The organism is Lederbergia citrisecunda, from assembly GCF_018343695.1.
Lineage (GTDB): Bacteria > Bacillota > Bacilli > Bacillales > Bacillaceae_C > Lederbergia > Lederbergia citrisecunda.
The window spans coordinates 1814142-1834945 of record NZ_JAGYPJ010000001.1; the positions used below are offsets into that span (position 1 = coordinate 1814142).

The 20804-nt window shown below is 37.2% G+C and carries 18 protein-coding genes and 1 other annotated feature; of the genes, 4 read left to right on the forward strand and 14 right to left on the reverse strand.

The window, feature by feature from the left end; all coding sequences use genetic code 11:
- Nucleotides 1-3 precede the first annotated feature (3 nt).
- From KHA93_RS09130 to KHA93_RS09150, 5 genes are all read right to left on the reverse strand, one after another.
- Nucleotides 4-768 carry a prepilin peptidase gene (locus tag KHA93_RS09130; protein ID WP_233711099.1) on the reverse strand — a complete coding sequence of 255 codons (765 nt, stop codon included), beginning with the start codon at nucleotides 766-768 and terminating at the stop codon, nucleotides 4-6.
- Nucleotides 752-1177: a prepilin-type N-terminal cleavage/methylation domain-containing protein gene (locus KHA93_RS09135; RefSeq protein WP_213110457.1), complete on the reverse strand. Its 426-nt coding sequence runs from the start codon at nucleotides 1175-1177 to the stop codon at nucleotides 752-754. The genes KHA93_RS09130 and KHA93_RS09135 overlap by 17 nt, the downstream gene beginning before the upstream one ends.
- 85 nt (nucleotides 1178-1262) lie before the next feature.
- Entirely contained in the window at nucleotides 1263-2474 is a 1212-nt protein-coding gene (locus KHA93_RS09140) for a type II secretion system F family protein (protein ID WP_213112853.1), read from the reverse strand.
- Complete coding sequence (locus KHA93_RS09145; protein ID WP_213110458.1) at nucleotides 2461-3513, reverse strand: type IV pilus twitching motility protein PilT; 1053 nt, start codon at nucleotides 3511-3513, stop codon at nucleotides 2461-2463. The genes KHA93_RS09140 and KHA93_RS09145 overlap by 14 nt, the downstream gene beginning before the upstream one ends.
- Before the next feature lie 8 nt (nucleotides 3514-3521).
- The gene (locus KHA93_RS09150) at nucleotides 3522-5183 is read right to left on the reverse strand and encodes a GspE/PulE family protein (protein ID WP_213110459.1); all 1662 of its coding nucleotides are present in this window, start codon (nucleotides 5181-5183) and stop codon (nucleotides 3522-3524) included.
- Between the two features lie 128 nt (nucleotides 5184-5311).
- Here KHA93_RS09150 and KHA93_RS09155 point away from each other — a divergent pair, with 128 nt between their 5' ends.
- Genes KHA93_RS09155 through KHA93_RS09165 form a run of 3 tightly spaced genes read left to right on the forward strand, consistent with a single transcriptional unit; the run spans nucleotide 5312 to nucleotide 7581 of the window.
- Nucleotides 5312-5752, forward strand: a complete 441-nt coding sequence (locus tag KHA93_RS09155; protein WP_267917684.1) for a type II secretion system protein — start codon at nucleotides 5312-5314, stop codon at nucleotides 5750-5752.
- A complete protein-coding gene (locus tag KHA93_RS09160) occupies nucleotides 5749-6165 on the forward strand; it encodes a PulJ/GspJ family protein (protein WP_213110461.1) in 417 nt (138 codons plus the stop codon). The genes KHA93_RS09155 and KHA93_RS09160 overlap by 4 nt, the downstream gene beginning before the upstream one ends.
- A gap of 12 nt (nucleotides 6166-6177) precedes the next feature.
- Nucleotides 6178-7581: a hypothetical protein gene (locus tag KHA93_RS09165; protein ID WP_213110462.1), complete on the forward strand. Its 1404-nt coding sequence runs from the start codon at nucleotides 6178-6180 to the stop codon at nucleotides 7579-7581.
- A 57-nt stretch (nucleotides 7582-7638) separates the two neighbouring features.
- Here KHA93_RS09165 and KHA93_RS09170 read toward each other — a convergent pair whose 3' ends face one another.
- Together KHA93_RS09170 and KHA93_RS09175 are read right to left on the reverse strand one after the other, a co-directional pair.
- On the reverse strand, nucleotides 7639-8946 hold the full coding sequence (locus KHA93_RS09170; protein WP_213110463.1) for a bifunctional folylpolyglutamate synthase/dihydrofolate synthase: 1308 nt from the start codon (nucleotides 8944-8946) through the stop codon (nucleotides 7639-7641).
- Between the two features lie 58 nt (nucleotides 8947-9004).
- Nucleotides 9005-11650 (reverse strand): valine--tRNA ligase, encoded by a 2646-nt coding sequence (locus KHA93_RS09175; protein WP_213110464.1) that lies wholly within the window; start codon nucleotides 11648-11650, stop codon nucleotides 9005-9007.
- A 200-nt stretch (nucleotides 11651-11850) separates the two neighbouring features.
- Nucleotides 11851-12081 (reverse strand) — a binding site (T-box leader).
- A 450-nt stretch (nucleotides 12082-12531) separates the two neighbouring features.
- On the opposite strand from KHA93_RS09175, the gene KHA93_RS23940 reads away from it, so the two are divergent.
- A complete protein-coding gene (locus tag KHA93_RS23940) occupies nucleotides 12532-12723 on the forward strand; it encodes a YszA family small membrane protein (protein WP_349772272.1) in 192 nt (63 codons plus the stop codon).
- A 17-nt stretch (nucleotides 12724-12740) separates the two neighbouring features.
- On the opposite strand, the gene ysxE is transcribed toward KHA93_RS23940, so the two are convergent.
- From ysxE to KHA93_RS09210, 7 genes are all read right to left on the reverse strand, one after another.
- Entirely contained in the window at nucleotides 12741-13772 is a 1032-nt protein-coding gene (gene ysxE / locus KHA93_RS09180) for a spore coat protein YsxE (RefSeq protein ID WP_213110465.1), read from the reverse strand.
- 263 nt (nucleotides 13773-14035) lie between these two features.
- Nucleotides 14036-15193: a stage VI sporulation protein D gene (gene spoVID, locus KHA93_RS09185; protein ID WP_213110466.1), complete on the reverse strand. Its 1158-nt coding sequence runs from the start codon at nucleotides 15191-15193 to the stop codon at nucleotides 14036-14038.
- 485 nt (nucleotides 15194-15678) lie between these two features.
- Entirely contained in the window at nucleotides 15679-16968 is a 1290-nt protein-coding gene (gene hemL, locus KHA93_RS09190; protein WP_213110467.1) for a glutamate-1-semialdehyde 2,1-aminomutase, read from the reverse strand.
- Between the two features lie 252 nt (nucleotides 16969-17220).
- Nucleotides 17221-18207 carry a porphobilinogen synthase gene (hemB, locus tag KHA93_RS09195; RefSeq protein WP_213110468.1) on the reverse strand — a complete coding sequence of 329 codons (987 nt, stop codon included), beginning with the start codon at nucleotides 18205-18207 and terminating at the stop codon, nucleotides 17221-17223.
- A 3-nt stretch (nucleotides 18208-18210) separates the two neighbouring features.
- Entirely contained in the window at nucleotides 18211-19020 is an 810-nt protein-coding gene (locus tag KHA93_RS09200) for a uroporphyrinogen-III synthase (protein ID WP_213110469.1), read from the reverse strand.
- Entirely contained in the window at nucleotides 19017-19949 is a 933-nt protein-coding gene (gene hemC, locus KHA93_RS09205; protein WP_213110470.1) for a hydroxymethylbilane synthase, read from the reverse strand. The genes KHA93_RS09200 and hemC overlap by 4 nt, the downstream gene beginning before the upstream one ends.
- Before the next feature lie 26 nt (nucleotides 19950-19975).
- The gene (locus KHA93_RS09210; RefSeq protein ID WP_213110471.1) at nucleotides 19976-20803 is read right to left on the reverse strand and encodes a cytochrome c biogenesis protein; all 828 of its coding nucleotides are present in this window, start codon (nucleotides 20801-20803) and stop codon (nucleotides 19976-19978) included.
- Between the last annotated feature and the right edge of the window lies 1 nt (nucleotide 20804).

Below are 20804 nucleotides of genomic sequence, written 5' to 3' on the forward strand. Positions count from 1 at the left end.
TAATTACAGAAATGATAAATACCAATCCAAAATGTATTGATGATAGAAATACATAATCAATGTACCTATACCGATAAAAGGCCCAAATGGAATTGGTTCTTTTTTCTTGAAAAATCCAAAAAACATCCCGATAATGCCAATGACGCCACCAATCATTGTAGCTGCTAGAAGTGAAAGTAAGACGAGCTTCGTTCCAAGGGCAAATCCGATGACAGCATATAGCTTAATATCGCCTCCACCCATGCCACCTTTACTAATCACAGCAATGAATAAAAGCAATGAGAATCCAATCGCAGCCCCAAGCATTGAATCCCACCATGGATCTAATGGCAAGAAGAAACGTTCTATAAGAAAAAATACTGCAAACACAAGTAGGATTTTATCGGGGATAAGCATATAAGTAATATCCGTAATAAAAATAATGACAAACAATGACATTAATGTCCATACAATAAACAATTCGACGGACCAGCCAATTTGATTATAAGCAAAAACAAATAATAGAGCTGTCGTAAGCTCCATTAGTGGATAAAGAGGAGAAATCCGCCTTTGACAATGACGGCATTTCCCCTTTTGTATGATATATGATAAAACTGGAATCAACTCATATGCCTGTAACGTATTCTGACAACCGGGACAGGCAGACCGTGGCTTAACGATAGATTGTTTTAATGGCACCCGTAGCCCAACGACATTGAAAAAAGAGCCGAGGAGAAGGGAATAGATGAAGATGATAAGAGTCATGATGGATTTAAGGTAACTTAACATCTTTTCTAGCTATTTCAAAAGGATCTTCACCATTTATATAGGTAGTTTGTCCACCTATAAGAGTAACTTTATTTGAACCTTTACCAATATTTACAACACTATTTGTTTTATCATATCCTCCATCCTTATTGGATGGATTCTTAACTTCTTCCAAATAACCATCTTTCACAAGGGTATCTAAAGTAAAAGTTCCTTCAGTATTTCCATCTGCAGATAATGCCATTTTTGCAGCATTTACCATCATTTGTGCATTACCAATATGAGCATCTTTTTTCGAGTTATTAATCAATCCGCCAATACTTGGAATAGCAATGGCAGAAATAATTCCAAGGATGACGACGACAGCAAGTAGTTCTACAAGAGTTAATCCACGTTGATTTTTCAATACATGATTCAGTTTTTTTAACATTTTAAATCCTCCTTTATACGAAAAAACTAATCTAGTTCTTTCTACCTAAAACATCTCATATTATGCATTTTTTGACAAGCTGTATTTAATAGTTTTGGAGATTGTCAAAAATGCTATACATCGGTACGATTATTGCTGCTACAATTGTTCCAACCATCAAGGCGAGTGCAACGATTAATATAGGTTCTATTAATGACTTCATGCGTTCCGTTGCCAATTCAACTTCCTTCTCATAAAAATCCGCCACCTTATCAAGCAATGAATCTAGCTGTCCCGTCTGTTCCCCAATTACAATCATTTGGGAGACAAGTGGTGGAAAGACCCAATGCTCTTTAATAGGGTTAGCCAATGATTGTCCACCTTCAAGTGAATGCCGTGAACGATTTATCACTTTTGCTACTACTTCATTTTGTATGACTTGCTCAACCATTGCTAATGCTTGTAAAATCGGAACTGAACTCGCAAGCATGGAACTAAGGGTCCTTGTCATCTGGGCAATAACAGCTTTTTGTTCAACTGCTCCAAAAAAAGGTGTCTTTAATAGTACCAAATCCAAATAATACTTCGTCTTTCGATTTCCCCGAAGCACTACGAAACCAATTCCTAATAGAATCACAAATAGAAGGATCAATAGCCAAAAATGTTGAATAAAATGGCTCATGCCTAACACGAATTTTGTAATACTAGGTAAATCACTGTCTACACTTTCAAACATACTAACGAAAGTTGGGACGACGCCTATTAATAGAAAAATGACAACACCGACCGCAATGAACCCTACGACAAACGGATACACAAGTGCCGAAATCACGTTCTGTCTCGTTTTATGTTGTTTTTCATAATGCTCACATAAACGCTCTAGAGTTTCATCTAATGTTCCGGATAGTTCCCCTGCTTTCACCATATTGATCAATAGAGGATCAAAGATTTTACGGTGGTGTGATAGTGCTTCAGACAACTGAATTCCTTCTCTTAAATTTCCTTCTACTATATTAAGTGCCTTACTTAATATTTTATTATCCGTTTGTGCCGATAGAATTCTTGTTGCATCAACAACGGAAACTCCTGCTTTTAAAAGCGTGGAAAACTGTTTTAAGAAAACGATCATTTGTTGAAGCTTCACTCGTTGACCAATTGAGATCTCTTTAGTGAATATCGATTCCTTTATTTCTTCTATTTCTATAATTCGTAGTCCTTCATTTTTTAACTTGAGCATCGCATCGCGTCTTGAATCGGCTGTAACTTTTCCTATATGTATTCCTACTTTATCCCTTCCCTTGTATTTAAAACGTGCCATTAGAATCATTTCCTTCAAAAAATGGGATTGTCGCTTCTCTCGCTATTTGCTCGGAAGCTAGTAATTCTTTAATACTCGTTGCTAATAAGTGCATCCCTTCATGCCGCGATGTTTGTAAAACATTTGGGATTTGATGGATTTTTTCATTACGGATTAAATTCGCGATTGCGGCATTATTAATGAGTATTTCCGTTGCTGCTCTTCTACCTTTACGATCAGCAGTTGGAAATAAACGCTGTGAAATAATGCCTATTAATACGGAAGCAAGCTGAATTCTTATTTGTGTTTGTTGTTCATGCGGGAAAACATCTATAATTCGATCAATTGTTGTAGGTGCACTTGAAGTATGCAAAGTACCTAAAACGAGATGACCTGTTTCAGCAGCTGTAATCGCCGTTTGGATTGTTTCTAAATCACGCATCTCCCCTACAAGAATAACATCTGGATCTTGTCTAAGTGCACTTCGTAATCCATGTTTAAAACTGCGAGTATCGAAACCAACCTCTCTTTGATCTATAATCGACAATCCATGCTTGTGCAAATACTCGATTGGATCCTCCAATGTAATAACATGTTTACGCATATTCTTATTCATATAATCGATCATCGCAGCAAGTGTTGTTGACTTACCGCTACCTGTAGACCCAGTAACTAAAATTAATCCTTGTGGTTTTTCACAAAGCTTTTTTAATATAGGTGGCAGTTTTAATTCATCGATGGTAGGAATATGTGTAGGAATAACCCTAATGGCCAAAGCTGCACATGAACGTTGATGATAGGCATTGATTCGAAAACGCGAGATTCCAGGAATACCGTAAGAAAAATCCAGCTCACCTTTATCTTTATACGTTTCCCATAGATGCTGTGGAATAAGTGATTTAGCCATTCTTTCTGTATCAATAGGTAAAAGTGGCTCATCTCCAAATCTTTTTAACAGACCGTTAATTCTCATAACTGGTGGTACACCTACAGTAATATGAAGATCGGAGGCGCCATTTTCATAAGCAGATTTTAATAATAACTCATCTTTGTTTTCCATGAATGTATCTACTCCATTGTCACAATTCTTAGCACTTCTTCCGTCGTTGTGATTCCTTCTTTCACCTTCATTAATCCATCACCAAGTAGAAAAATAGTTTCATTTTGAACGGATAAATCTTGAAGCTTTGAAAATGGTTCATCGTTCATCATTAATTTCCGCATTTCATCGTTTATAGCTAAAACTTCATGAACTGCAACTCTGCCTCTATAGCCAGTCATATTACAAGATGAACAGCCATGTCCCCGATAAACTTTTTTAATATCAATTTTGTTTTTTTGAAAAATCTCAATCTCACGCTTAGTTGGTTCGTATTCTACTATACAATCCCTACATATTTTCCTTACAAGTCTTTGTGCCACGATTCCACTAATCGAATTCGCCACTAAAAATGGCTCAACCCCCATATCAAGTAAGCGGGTCACGGTACTCAATGAATCATTCGTATGAATGGTAGAGAAAACTAAATGACCTGTTAGCGATGCACGTATCGCAATATCTACTGTTTCTTTATCACGAATTTCCCCTACCATAATGATGTTCGGGTCTTGGCGGAGAACAGAGCGTAATCCTGTTGCAAACGTTAATCCGACATTCGGATTGATTTGAATTTGATTAATTCCTTCCACTTGATATTCAACAGGGTCCTCAATCGTAATGATATTTACTTCTTCTGTATTTAAATGATTGAGTGCTGCATATAAGGTTGAAGATTTTCCTGAACCAGTAGGACCCGATATTAAAATGATACCGTGAGGCTTTTCAATCATCCTCATAAATCGCTGTAAATTCAAACTGTTGAAACCTAATTGATTGATGCTATTAATCGTATTGCTTAAATCCATAATTCTAAGGACAATTTTTTCACCAAAAACAGTCGGTAATGTAGAAACACGCAGATCTACATGGCGTTGATCCAAGTTCCTTTTAATTCTGCCATCTTGAGGAATCCGATATTCTGTAATATCAAGATTCGCCATAATTTTGATCCTGGCAATCAACATGTTTTGCATATGCTTCGGCAATAGTCGTTCGGTTTTTAATAAGCCATCAACTCGATAACGGATCACCACTTTCGTTTCTTGGGGATCAATATGGATATCACTTGCCCTTTGAACGAACGCATTCGTAAAAATTTGATTCACTAGTTTTACAATTGGAGAATCTTGATCCGTTAGATCCTCTTCTTCTATTAACTCAACCTGGGAGTTTTTCCTTTCCAAATCGATGAAACCATCATCCATATCATAGTATTTATTGATAGAACGAATAATTTCATCTTTAGCTGCTATCGCCGTCTCGATGCGAAAACCCGTAGCAAGTCGTAAGTCTTCAATTGTATAGAAGTCCATCGGATCTGCCATGGCGACAAACAATTTATCTTCTTCTTTTTTAAGCGGAATAATTAAATTTCTTTTGGCTGTTTCTTTACTGATGATGGAAAATAGAGTGGTGTCAAATGGGTAGTGATACAGACTAATATGTGGAATACCAAGTTGAAATTCCAATACTTCAATCAATTGTTGCTCTGTAATAAAACCTTTTTCTACTAGAATATCACCAAGTCTTTGTCTTGAAGATTTTTCCTTTAACGCCGTTTCAAGTTGTAATTCAGTGATGATACCTGTTTCTATTAGTAAATCCCCAAGCCTCTTTCTCATTACATTCATTTACATCACCACTTTACGAATGATCTATTTATGCTAAAAAAAACTAATAATGTAATCATAAGGTAATACAGACTCATTTTTACTAATATTGTATAATAGTAGTAATGATTTTGAAAGATGGTGTCGTAATGTGCGGGAAAAAACTTTTTAAAAGTGAAAAGGGTATGACATTATTAGAGATTTTAATCTCTTTTGCTATTGTTTCCATTATATTAACAAGTCTATTAACCGTATTTAGTAACTTTAAACATTTCACTTTTCAAAATCAAAGCAAATTAGAAGCACAACAAATTTCGAGAGCAGCTCTTTTTCATCTTGAGAATGGTGAGTACAACGAAAAATTAATTAAAATATCACAAGCAAATAGTACTATAAAATTAGACTTGCAAGATCAAGACAAATACGGAACCTTTACACCAATTGCCCAAATATTACCACCCACCTCGGAAGAAAAGGAAATGCATTTGCGTAAAGTGTCTATTATCGTATATGCCACAAAAGATGTGGAGAGGAAGAGACCGTTGACATATTTAAATGGATATATAAATGTAAAGGGTATATGGGAATGAAAAAATACGATTACATCATCAACAATAATCGAGGAATTACTCTTATTGAAGTATTACTTGCCGGAGTCATTTCCGTTATTATTTTCTCCCTCCTCTTTGGTATATTTCACTTTGCTGTCAATTCTATGAAAATAACGCAAGCTCAATCAGAACTTCAACAGGAAGCAAATTTAATCTTACTTACGTTAACTTCAGTACATGAGAAAAATGAACAGTATACAATTGAAACATCCGAACGTTCATTAATCATTAAAACAGACCGACAAGAATATGTATTCAAAAAAAATTATCGTTACTCTTTAACTTATACCCCGATTGCAGGAAATAAAAAAAATATAGCGGTTAAATTGACGATTAAGGAACGGAAATACGGAAAAAAAATAGAAATGAATACGATTATTAGTAGATTATAAGAGGTGCCTGAGATGGTTAAGAATGAAAAAGGACAAGCACTAGTTTTTACATTGATTATCATTGTCATCATCTTACTTTTTTCCACAACGCTACTAGCATTAACATTAAATAGTCGAACTCTAGTAAAGAAGAGCGAAACATATGTCCAAGAAACAGAAGTAGCAGAAATGGGAATTGTTTTTTTCAAAGAGAAATTAATGCAGAGCATTTCAAAAATTAATGAGGATATACGGAATGATCAAAATGTGAAACTTGCCGACCTCGCAAATAAATTAGCTACTTCAATACGTACACTTGATCAAAAATCTGTACAGGTAGTAGATAATAAACTTATGTACACACTAACCGTCCCCCTCGTAGAACTACTTCCTAATACAAATACGATAGTGGTAACCGTTAAAAGTACAGGAAAAAAAATTGGACATTCCTCTGAAAGAGCTTTGACAGCAAGATATGAATTAGTTGGAGAGGGAGTGGGAGGAAACAGTGCCTTCGAAACTAAGGAGGAATTTTCAAAAATAAATAATCCTTCAAGACTTATGTTTACTTATCCCGATGAAGATAAAGTACATACGTCATCTATAGTAGGAGGAAACTGTAATTATCCTCTCTACGCTGAGTTCAATCAATACTCTGAACTGACAAATTCATGCAATCACCTATCCAATGGAAGTATGAAATTTAATGGATCTGTCGCGGTTAATCCCAATACGAATCTTTCCGTTAGTAGAAACATCCAATTTGCTAATTTCCTTACTTTCAACGGAAATAAGCTTGATGTAGGGAAAAATGCTATTTTTAAAGGGAGTGTTGAATTTAAACCTAGCTCCTCCCTAATAATTGGAAATAATGCAATTTTTAATCAAAATGCTGATTTTGGTTCTTCTACAAATATTTCCATTGGTGGCAACGCCTTATTTAATAACGCTATTAGTATTGGTGAACGTTCAGAATTAAAAATAGCAGGTGAACTATATTCAGCAAACGATCTGAAATTCTATAAATATTCCACCACAAAAATTGGAGGAGATGTTAGGATTCCAACCGCTACTTTTTTTGATAATTCAACATTAAACATCGATGGGAACTTTTTGATGACCAACGATGCCAATATCCAAGGTAAAAATGTTCAAATTACGATTGGGAAGAGCGCTAGTTGTACTACTATAACAATAGGAGCTGGATCCACCTTACACGTCAAAGGGAATTTTTTTAGTTCGAAATGGCTTACTGTAAATGGTAAAATTTGTGTGGAAGGAAAAGCATTTTTAGTTAGTAAACAAACGGTTACTCGTGCAAATAGTTGCCCAAAAAACCAACCAGACGGTACAATATATGAATTAGGAAAACCTGTAATCGGCAATAATCCTTTTGTTTTAATTAAACTTCCAGATGAAGAAATTAAATATAAATAGTAGCCGTCTCAAATTCTTATTCTTGAGACGGCTTTTTCATCATTCTTCACAATGAATTTACTTTTTAATAATATGTACGAGAAAAGACTTGATTGCAGAAATAAAATAAAGTGAACCTGTAATCGCTAATACTTCATTGCTTTTCAATGAAATCGTCAACTCTTCAATCAGTTTTTGCCAATCTGATTCAGTTTTTACTCCAGAAACACCACTTATTGCTTTTAGTTCGTCAGCTTTTGCTGCACGCGGGAAGTCGAATTCAGTGAAATAGAGTTCCGCGTCAATCCCCTCTAAAATGGTGAACATCTCCGTCAAATCTTTGTCTTTAAGAGCAGCAAAAACGATTTTTATTTTTTTCTCTTTATAACGGTTAGTTAATGCTGAAGCAAATGCGCGCAACCCCTCTGGATTATGTGCTCCATCAATAAGTATTGCAGGACTCGCTTGCAAAATTTCAAATCTACCTGGCCAATATGCTTTCTTTAACCCTCTTCTAATCTCTTCCTCATCCAATTTTGCATAGCCTGCCCTCATTAAATATGATACAGCCGCTACTGCGCCTGCAGCATTTTCTGTTTGATGCTTACCCACAAGTGACAACTCAAGATCATTAAAGGTTTCGTATTCAGACACGTATGTGAATCGTTCTCCACTTTCTATTGAGCAATAATTTGTTACAAAAAACTCATGATCTATTTGCATCATTTCCGAGTGTTTTTCAATGGCAGCTTGCTTTATTACATCAAGAGCATCATGATCCTTTACACAAGTAATCAATGGCTTATTCTTTTTTATGATTCCTGCTTTTTCAAAGGCAATGTCTTTTACCGTATTACCGAGAATCTGAGTATGGTCCATCCCTATATTAGTAATGATAGAAACGAGTGGTTCTATCACATTTGTCGAATCAAACCGTCCTCCTAAACCAACTTCTATAACTGCAAAATCAACCGGATGTACTCTGGCAAAATAATAAAATGCCATAGCTGTAATAATTTCGAATTCTGTAGGAGCTCCGAGCTCTGTATGTTCAAGTTCATCCGCTAGTGGTTTTATTACATTCGTAATCAGAGTTATTTCTTCATCCTTAATCGGTTTACCATTTAAACTTATTCTCTCATTAAATTGTTCAATATATGGAGAGGTAAACGTTCCTACTTCATACCCTGCTTCAATTAACATAGATCTTATATACGAAACGGTTGAACCTTTTCCGTTTGTTCCGCCAACATGGATTGCTTTTAGCTCTTTTTCGGGGTTCCCAAGTTTATCTAACATCCATTCCATCCGTTTCAATCCCGGTTTAATTCCGAAACGGAGACGAGAATGAATCCAATCTATTGCTTCTTGATATGTATTAAACATATTGTCACCTCAAACCATGATAACGGGATTGCCCAAATGAGCAATCCCTCACATATAGTTAACTTTCTTTTAATTCCTTAATTCTTTGTTCTACTGTTAAGCTCTTCTCCAAATAATCCTTTTCTTTCGCACGTTCTTCATCAACGATTGATTGCGGTGCTTTACTAATGAATTTTTCGTTTGACAATTTTTTCTGAACACGCTCTACTTCTTTATTCCACTTATCCCATTCTTTTTCCAAGCGAGCGATTTCCTCGTCAATATTTATGAGTCCCGCTAGCGGTAGGAAGAGTTCAGCACCTGTTACAACGGCAGACATTGATTTTTCAGGTGGTGTAATGTTAATGGCAATCTCGAGTTCCTCAGGATTACAAAATCTTTCGATGAAATGTTTGTTCTTTTCTAATGCTGCAAGAACCTCTTCATCCCTTGCCTTAAGCAACATTTTTATTTTTTTGCTCATCGGTGTATTAACTTCTGCCCTAATGGTACGAACAGAATGGATAATATCCATCAAAAGTTTCATTTCTCCGGCTGCCGATTGATCTGAAAGACTTAAATCAACTTGTGGCCAAGCAGCAATTGTAATAGACTCTCCTTGATGAGGGAGATTTTGCCAAATTTCTTCAGTAATAAATGGCATAAATGGATGTAGCAAGCGCATTGTGTTATCTAAAACATACGCAAGTACGGAGCGCGTTGTCAGTTTTGCCTTTTCATCCTCACCATATAATGGCAACTTCGCCATCTCAATATACCAGTCACAAAGATCGTCCCAGATGAAGTTGTATAGCGCACGTCCTACTTCCCCAAACTCGTATTTTTCTGCGAGCTTCGTTACTGTATCAATCGTGTCGTTTAAACGTGTTAAAATCCATTTATCTGCAACTGATTTCTCACCTGACAAATCAATTTCCTCATATGTGAGCCCATCCATGTTCATCAATGCAAATCTCGATGCATTCCAAATCTTATTGGCAAAGTTCCAAACTGCTTCAATCTTTTCCATGCTGAAGCGTAAATCCTGGCCTGGCGAGCTTCCTGTCGATAAAAAGTAGCGTAGAGAGTCGGCACCATACTTATCAATAACTTCCATAGGATCGACACCATTTCCAAGCGATTTACTCATTTTCCGTCCTTCTGCATCACGAACAAGTCCATGAATTAATACATCGCGAAACGGGCGGTCATCAGTAAATTTTAGACCTTGGAAAATCATTCTTGAAACCCAGAACGTAATAATATCATAACCTGTTACGAGACAATTGTTTGGATAATAACGTTTAAAATCATTTTCTTCTGTGTTTGGCCAACCCATTGTTGAAAATGGCCATAGTGCTGAGCTGAACCACGTATCTAAAACATCTTTATCCTGTTCCCAGTTTTCTTCGTCTCCTGGAGCTTCATGGCCTACATAAATTTCCCCAGTTTCTTTATGGTACCAAGCAGGGATTCGATGTCCCCACCAAAGTTGACGAGAAATACACCAATCACGAATATTTTCAATCCAATGCATGTAGATTTTTTCAAAACGGTCAGGTACGAAATTAACTTTTTCTTCACCCTTTTGTAATTCGATTGCTTTATCGGCAAGAGGCTGCATTTTTACAAACCATTGAGTTGATAAATATGGTTCTACAACCGCTCCACTTCGCTCTGAGTGACCAACAGAATGTAAATGCTCTTCAATTTTGAAAAGAACACCAGCATCTTGTAAATCCTTTACGATTTGTTTTCGACATTCAAAACGATCAAGGCCGTTATATTTTCCTGCCTTTTCATTCATCGTGCCATCTTCATTCATAACAAGAACTCGTTCAAGATTATGGCGATTTCCGATTTCAAAATCATTTGGATCATGTGCAGGAGTGATTTTTACAGCACCAGAACCAAATTCCATATCAACATAATCATCTGCAACTATTGGAATTTCACGACCGATGATTGGAAGGATAACCGTTTTACCAATTAAATGTTTATAACGTTCATCATCCGGATGTACAGCAACTCCTGTATCACCAAGCATCGTTTCAGGACGTGTCGTTGCAACCTCAATGCTGCCACTGCCATCCGCTAATGGGTAATTCATATGATAGAAGGCACCTTGAACATCTTTATAAATAACTTCGATATCGGAAAGTGCGGTTTTCGTAGCTGGGTCCCAATTAATGATATACTCGCCACGATATATCAAGCCTTCATTGTATAAGGAAACAAAAACTTCACGTACTGCATTTGAAAGTCCTTCATCCAGTGTAAAGCGTTCCCTTGAATAATCGAGCCCTAGTCCAAGCTTAGACCATTGTTGACGAATAAAATCTGCATATTCTGCTTTCCATTTCCAAGTTTCTTCAAGAAATTTTTCTCGACCTAAATCGTAGCGTGTCTTGCCTTCTTCTCTTAATTTTTCTTCCACCTTTGCTTGAGTTGCGATTCCAGCATGGTCCATACCAGGCAGCCATAAAACATCGTACCCTTGCATTCTTTTCATCCGAGTCAAAATGTCTTGAAGTGTTGTATCCCAGGCATGGCCAAGATGCAGCTTCCCCGTAACATTGGGTGGTGGAATAACGATTGTGTATGGTTCCTTTTCCAAGTCACTTTCCGCTTCAAAAAACTTACCCTTAAGCCACCATTCATATCTGCCTTTTTCAATGCTTTGCGGCTCATATTTGGTAGGCATTGTTAATTCTTTTTGTTCCATCTTTTTTCCTCCTTCTCTAGCTATAGCGCCTAATCGACTTGCAAATTTTCTACCTCTTCTTTAGCGTAAGTTAACATCAACTCGTCCATTGATTCATCGTGTTACCTTTATTCAAAGCCTAGGTCCTGAAATTCGCACATCAATAAGCAAGGCGCTTTCGCTGTACATTTCTTTACGAAAATACAAAAAGCCCCCTTCGTTAAAAGGACGAAGGGAGCTGGTTCGCGGTACCACCTTTTTTCACAAATCACAGAAATCTTGTGACTTGGCACTTAAAAACAATAACGGCTTCTAACCGGCTTCTATTACTATATTTTCACAGAAGCTGCTCGAGGGCGACCTTCCATGGAAATTGTTTAGGAATCTTTCACCAATGATTCCCTCTCTGAAAAACAATCCTCTCATGTACTCTTCCCTGTCAATGCATTTATTCGTTCTCACTATTATTCATTATAGTAGCGAATTTTTATACATAAAGCAATATTTTCTCGTCTAATTTTAAAATTTGGGCTTTTTCCATGTCTGGGAAAAGCAGCCGTCGACTTGCTAGCTTCTTGTCCTCTTCCCTACGATTGCCTGACGAAATCATCGTATTTCCTTTATCTCAGTCAGAGGACCCGAAGTTTTTACGTCGATGGACAAGGCGCTTTCGCTTTTCTTTGTCTAGCTACAGCGCCAATCGACTAGCAAACTTCTCGTCCTCTTCCCTACGATAAGTCAACATCGATTCGACATAACTGTCTCATCGTGTTTCCTTTATCTCAGTCAGAGGACCCGAAGTTTTTACGTCGATGGACAAGGCGCTTTCGCTTTTCTATTCACAGAATACCCAAAATACACATATTTTATAAGTAGGGGCTATAGGGAGGAGGTAAAAATAAGTGAAAAGAAAATTCAATCAGAGCACATTTCAAAATTGGTTGAGGAGTTTTAAAGCAATTTGTAAGCAACTTATCATCCCTTTTACCATTTTCCAGGCAATCCGGACTTTTATTTTTCCTACTACTATCGATGTATTATTGTTAGCGATTTTTATTACCCTCTCATTAGCATATCATTTTGAGTGGATATGAATAACCCCTTCCAGAGGTTAGTTGGAGGGGGGAGTTTGCTGTTCATTTTTCATTCTTTCTTTTTCCTCTAATTTTACTACCACGTATTCCGTATTTTTCATTCGCCAATATTGATGCTGTAACTGGTTTACTAATTTCATTTCATTTTTTTCTTTTCCGGTTGAAAAATATCTTTCCACTACTCTAAAAATCGCTCCAGGATGAGCTAGATAGCTTAAAAACAATAACATTTCCTCCTTTTTAAAAGGAAAATGCCGAAAATATGTGTCAAGCCACTCTAAACTTTCATCAAACCTCTTTGGGTGAGTACTCAAGGTCCGATCCAAAAATGGCAGCAAATCGTGTATAGGGGAGGCTATTTGTGCTTGTTCGAAGTTTGTAAAATAACCAATCCCGTTTTCATTATACAGAAAATGCTCATTGGACAATTTCCCGTGAATAATCACACTTCTTGCTTTTGTTTCTTCATTTGTCGCCTCTTGCCATTCCTTTAATTTATTTAATGCAAAACGCTCAGCTCCATTAATTTCAGTGTAAAACGTACAAAAAAGAAGCTGAAAAGGAGACATATACACCGTCTTTTCACTTCGTTCCACAAAGTCTGCCAAAGCCTCTTGTTCATTTTCCCATCTCGAGGTTGTTTGCTCATAATGTTCTTCTCTCATTTCTTTTGTAACTGACACTTCACGTACGGATAGGGTGTGAAGACGAGCTAACTCTCGAAATAGTTCTTTATGCTTTTGAAGTCTTCCTTCTCTTTCTTTGTTTTCTAGCCAAGGCATCAAATAAAAAAGAGAATTCCCTTCCAAAATAGCATATCTTCCATCTAAAGTAGGATAAATAGGAACAATCCTATTGTACCCACGTTGATACAATTGCTGAACATAACGAAGAAAATCAAGGCCCTTGTTTGCCTCCATTTGCTTTAAGGCATATTCTCCTTTATTTGTATATACTTTGTATACACGTCCTTGTTTTTCAACAAAATTTAAAGATAAACCATAATTGTAGATTAAGCTGCTTATATCTTCACTTGTTAAGCTAGTCATACGATCACCTACTTACTTACAGTGGCGCTTGGCGAAAATGTATTAGATTTACGCGCACTTGTAAAATTCTTATCATTCGCAGTAGGGAATGGTCCAATGTGTCGTCGGCAGGTTAGGTGTGTGATCACATAATGGCAATTGTTTAATATGTTCGTCAATAAAAAGCACGAATTCCTACTGACCGTCCGGATGTTAAAGTATATAGAAAATACTAGATTAGTAAAAAGAGGACAAACTGCCACGCAGGAGTCCTCCTTCAAACATTATTGTTTATTATGAAACGACGAATGAGATTTCGCTGGAATATATAACACTTGGCCTTCATATACTTCATGACTTGCTTCTAACTTATTTGCTCGTAATATTTGCTGAACACTTACATCGTACTTCTCAGCAAGTTGTTGAATCGAATCTCCGTGCTGAACGAGACGGACTCTCATTTTTGTATGGGACTCTTCTTCTTTTCGAGCAAAGAAGTCCGCAAATGACATCGATTTATATTTATCTTTCTTTTTCTTAACAACTGTCTCTTCTTCTTTTTTTGGACTCGATTCAATGCTCGAAGATTCATATGAAGATTCGTAATATTCTGTGGGGGATTCTTCATTGTAATGTTCAGTTGGTTCAACTTTCTTTTTTTTGAACGGAAAAAAATCTAGAGTACGTTCATCCAATGTTTCTAAAGAAAGCTCCGGTATTTTCGGTATAGAAGGCTGAAAATGGACCTTCTCGCCACTTTCCTCTCCTTCTTGAGGAAGAATTCTTGCCTCTACCGTAAAAGGTTCAAACAATTCTTCATAATCATCATCATCATTTTGATCGTTTTCATCTTGATTCTCTTCATCTTTTGATGAACGGGCTAATAACTCTATCTCAACAGGACCATCCTCTTCTACTACTGGAAATTCATCAATTTCTTCTTCAAGCTCTATACTCTCATAGATTGGCTCTTTCTCTACATCCTCCTGTAAAGAATCGTGATTTTCCAATGAATCCTCATAAATCCCATGTACATAAATATCTGCAAATAGCTTTAATCTGCAACTATCTTCTAATTCATAATCAAACGAATGGATTTCCACTTCCATTTCATCCACATTAATAATTCTTCTCTTAGGTATTGTAATATCAACTGGAAATTGATGAGAAAAAATACTTTCATCTTCATTTCGAGTATCTACAGCTTGGATGTAGGTCCTCCCAGTTATAGGAATATCCTCAACCACATCACTTTCAATGCTGTGATTAAATTCCCCTGTTAATTGAAGCGTTCCTTTTAGTACCACGTAATCATCTTCATTAAATATCGATATATTAGGATCTAATGATATAGAAATAAGTTCATCTACTTCCTGTCCTTTTTGAAACCAAACAGTTTCTTCCAATGGGAATTTGAGCGATGTTTGTTGGCGTTCAGGCAAGATTGATTCCTCCTTTCATTTCCAATGCAAATAATATCGGTCACTTACAGCCTATGAGGGAAATGTAACTTTTATGATTGCTCACATAAACTTCTAGGTTGATTTCCACTCAAGGGGCTTCGCTTTCCACTAGCGGTTGGGCGACCTTCTCGGTATTATGCACAAGTAAGGTCTCCTGTTACCCCATTCATCAGGAGTGCTGAAAAATACGTTTTTAACGTAGTTATTGATTTGCGCTCCAGGCGCTTCGCTTTTCCGCGGGCGGTACGGAGAGCCTCCTTGGCGCCTACACTGCGGGGTCTCCCCTACCCCGTTTTCCCACAAGAGTCTACGCGCTTTCCGCTCTAATCAACAGCGTTAAAAATTCGGGCAAGGTAGTAGTCTCGCACCTTACACTACAATTATTATTATTACAAATTGGCAATGAGCCTTAGCATTGTAAAAAAAAAGAAGTAATGGCGCTAAAGCCATCACTCCTTTTATCATTATTTCCTAATGTTATTAAATGCAGTTTTTACTGCATCAATCGTTTTTTCAATATCTTCGTCAGTGTGAGCAGTGGATAGAAATAACCCTTCAAATTGTGAAGGTGGTAAAAACACTCCGTTATTAGCCATTTCCTTATAATATCTTGCAAATAATGCTAAATCTGATGTTTTTGCTGTTTCATAATTAATTACTTTTTCATTCGTAAAGAAAATTCCAACCATAGATCCGGCACGATTGATTGTATGAGGAATATCATACATTTCCGCTGCTTCTTTCAAACCTACTTCCAATTTACCCGCTTTTCGATTGAATTCAGTATATGTTTCAGGACTTAATTGACTGAGTGTCTCATATCCTGCTGTCATTGCCAATGGATTTCCAGATAATGTACCAGCCTGATAGATAGGTCCACTTGGTGCTATTCTTTCCATTATTTCTGCCTTTCCACCATAAGCACCAACAGGTAGACCTCCTCCAATTACTTTCCCTAAACATGTTAAGTCCGGAGTTATACCGAAATACCCTTGGGCACAATTATATCCTACACGGAATCCCGTCATAACTTCATCAAATATTAATAAAGCACCATACTCATTTGTAACCTCACGAAGACCTTCAAGAAATCCAGGTAGAGGAGGAACAACTCCCATATTACCAGCTACAGGCTCAACTATGATGCAAGCAATGTCATTTCCAAACTCTTGAAAGGCATACTTAACACTTTCCAAATCATTGTAAGGAACGGTAATCGTATTTTTTGCGACACTTTCAGGGACCCCAGGACTATCTGGTAAACCAAGTGTGGCCACGCCTGAACCAGCCTTAATTAATAGTGAATCTCCATGACCGTGATAACAGCCTTCAAATTTCAATATTTTATTACGACCTGTATAGCCTCTTGCAAGACGCAAGGCACTCATCGTTGCTTCCGTACCAGAAGAAACCATGCGGATAATTTCGATAGATGGTACCCTTTCAGTGACAAGCTTGGCAAGTTTATTTTCTATAAGGGATGGCGCTCCAAAGCTCGTACCATTTTCTGCTACCTTTTTTATGGATTCCACTACTTGATCATTTGCATGTCCTAAAATCAGTGGTCCCCAAGATAAAACATAATCAATATACTCGTTGCCATCAATATCATAGATTCGAGAACCTTTTCCTCTATCCATAAAAATCGGATCCATATCAACCGATTTAAAAGCACGGACTGGACTATTAACTCCACCAGGCATTAGACTTTTCGCTTCAGTAAAAGCCTGCTTTGATTTCTCATAAGAACGCATCGAAAAAAACCTCCACCTTATTTAGTTCTTTCTTAGGAATATATATTTTAGGAACTTTGTAGATAATTTTAAAGGAAGTAGTTCCCGTCTAGCTGCAGCGCCTATCGACTAGCAAACTTCTTGTCCTTCTCTTTTGCGTAAATCAACATCAGCTCGTTACTCGCCATGTTTCCTTTATCGCAATGCTTAAGGTCGAAGAAGGAATGTTGACTAAAAGCCGCCACGTCCTGTAGCGAAGTCGATGGACAGGCGTTACGCTTTTGTTCTTTGCAGCCATCTTGCAGCATCTTTTGCAAAGTAAGTAATAATGATATCTGCACCTGCACGTTTTAAGCCAGTGAGCATTTCCATCGTAACAGCCTCTTCATCGATCCATCCATTCGCAGCAGCTGCTTTAATCATGGAGTATTCACCGCTTACGTTATAAGCAACGATTGGCGCATTGAAGCTATTCTTCACATCTCTAATAATGTCCATATAGGCAAGCGCCGGCTTTACGATAAGGAAATCTGCACCTTCCTCCATATCAGACTGCGCCTCTCTTAATGCTTCCATTCGGTTAGCTGGGTCCATTTGATATGTTTTCCGATCGCCAAATTGTGGGGCACTATTAGCAGCATCCCTAAATGGACCATAAAAAGCAGAGGAATATTTAACCGCATATGACATAATTGGAATATGTTCAAAACCAGCCTCATCTAAGCCTTGTCTAATCGCCGCTACAAAACCATCCATCATATTGGAAGGGGCAATGATATCAGCTCCTGCATTCGCTTGGCTTACAGCAGTTCTTACTAACAACTCTAAACTTTCGTCATTTAATACATAACCGTTTTCTACGATTCCACAATGTCCATGGTCGGTATATTCACAAAGGCATGTATCCGCTACTACAATAAGTTCAGGATAGTGCTTTTTCACTTCCCTCGTCGCTTCCTGTACGATTCCATGATCATGGTATGCACCAGAACCACAGTCATCCTTTTCATTCGGCACTCCAAATAAAATAATGGACTTAATACCGAGACTTACGATTTCATCCAGTTCTTCTTTTAATAGATCCAAGGAAATTTGGAAAACTCCAGGCATTGAAGAAACTTCATTTCTTTCATTTTCCCCTTCAACAATAAAAAGTGGGTAAATAAAATCATCTACGTGTAAATGAGTTTCACGAACCATTGACCTAATATTTGCGGAATGACGTAATCTTCGGTGGCGTTTAAATTGAGCATTTTCCATTGGTTAATCTTTCCCTTCATCTACTTGCTTTTTGACATATAAGCATATCTCGTTGAACATATCATCAATTGTAAATGTTTTAGGACAAATATGTGTAGTATAACCTGATTGTTCAATCGTTCTTTTTGTAACAGTCCCAATTGCAGCATATAAGAGCTGTTTTGCATGCTTAGTAAGATGGTGCTGATTGACAATTTTCATAAAATGATTAAAGGTGGAGGGGCTTGTGAAAGCAGCAACATCAAGCAAATCCTCTTCCAACATCTGGACTAACTTATCTGTTTCTTTCGAAGGATAATACGTTTCATATACTATCCATTCATCTGCTGTAAAGCCTCTTACACGAAAACTATCCGCTATTGTAGTGCTTGCAAGATTTCCTTTTGGAATCAATACCTTCTTCCCTGTCAATCCTTGATCAAAAAATTCACGGGCAAAATCTTCAGCTGTATACACATTCGGCATGAAGCGAGAAGGAAGCCTGTATCTATGTAATGCTTCCTTTGTTTTTTCACCGACAACCGCAAATTGAATGTTCCCATCATGAAAGAGATGCTCATCCACTAAACCTTTTATTTGTTGAAAAAAATAATGAACACCATTTTTACTTGTGAAAATAATCCATTCGTAATGATTCAAAGTTTTAACAAAATAAGATGCATTTTGATCATGATGCGCTCGAAAATCGATGAGAGGAACCATATGTGGCACCCCGCCAGATGAAGCTACATCCATACAAAACTTTTCCCCTTGTTCCCCACCACGTGTAATGAGCACATGCTTACCTTTTAAAGGAAGCTCTCTGCTCCTCATTTCTCCAATTCATCCTTTACTTGATCAATCAATTCTTTTGCTCCTTGATCAATTAAAAGTTTTGCCGCTTCTTCACCTACTAATCGCGGTTCCCATCCTGTAACTGTTTCTTTGTAAACGATCTTTCCGTCAGGAGATGCAACAAGTGCTGTGAGCTCGATTTGATTATCATCCAGTATCTTTCCGAAACCAGCAATCGGCACTTGGCAACTTCCTTCCATTTCATGTAGAAAAACACGTTCTGCTTCAACAGCACGCGCTGTAACATTAGAAGTAAGTTCTGACAAATGCTCTAGCAACTCTACATCATCGGCCCGGCATTCTATCCCAAGCGCCCCTTGTCCAATCGCAGGCAGGCAGTTTGTAGGATCTAGAAATTCAGTCGCAATATCCTCTTTCCATCCCATCCGAGAAAGTCCAGCAGCAGCAAGAATGATTGCATCGTAATCTTCGGTTTCCAATTTATTAATACGGGTTTCAATATTGCCTCGTATCCATTTTATTTCTAAATCAGGTCGCATTGCTAATATTTGAGCACTTCTTCGTAAGCTGCTCGTCCCTACTTTCGCACCAATCGGAAGATCTCTCAGCTTCACATGATTTTTTGAAATCAATACATCTCGTGGATCTTCCCGCTCAGGGACACATCCAATAACAAGACCATCTGGAAGAACAGCAGGCATATCCTTCATGCTATGTACCGCCATATCAATTTCACCGTCCAGCATCGCCTGCTCTATTTCTTTAACAAAAAGACCTTTTCCCCCTACTTTTGAAAGGGTAACGTCAAGAATCCGATCTCCTTTTGTCACAATTTCTTTTATTTCAAATTCAAAAGGTGCACCAAGCTTTTCTAATTGTTCTCGAACCCAATTTGTCTGTGTTAACGCTAGTTTACTTCTTCTTGAACCAATGACGATTTTTCGCATGAAATAATCTCCTGCCTTAAAATAATTTACTCATACCAGATATGAAAGTTTGATAATCGACTTATAAAAATGAAGTTAATTAGTACTATTAAAAATGCCGCTACATTCCATAGAGCAAGCGTTTTTCCGAACACTTCTTTTTTTCTATGCAAATATAGGACTAGGCTATAAATCAATAACACAAAAAAAGAACCAATGATTTTTGGATCATACCATTGAAAGAATGAAAGTTTCATAAAAGCCCATTGTAATCCAAGAATGAGACTTAAAAGTAGCATGGGTACTCCAATCAAGTTCAATACATAAGATATTTTCTCTAAATTAGCCAAATCACTCAAGCGCCAAAGACGTTGAATCCATCTCTTTCCTTTTAACAGTTTATACTGCAGTAAATAAAGTATGGAAAAAACGAAAGACAACGTAAAAGCCCCGTAAGACAATATGGCCATTGTAATATGAATAAATAATAATTCTGAAATAAGTTGCTCTGCCATCGCAGGCCTTTGTATCGGAGCAAATACATGAATCGCCATTATGGTAAATCCAAGGAGATTCGTAAAAAATACAGTAAAATCCACCTTTAAAATTCGATGAATCATGAGTGAAAGCGTAATGAGTATCCAAGAATAAAAATATAGACCTTCAAATAAAGTTAGGACAGGAAATCTTCCTGTTCTCAACATATATAGACATAAAAAAATTGTTTGAAGGATCCAAACAATCGAAAGGAGCAGGAAGGCAAGTCGGTTTGCCTTCCGATTGTGTTCTAGAAAATCAATAAAATACAATAATATCGATAAAGCATATATGACAATAACAATTTCTGGCAATCTAACCATCATCAGCTCAATCATT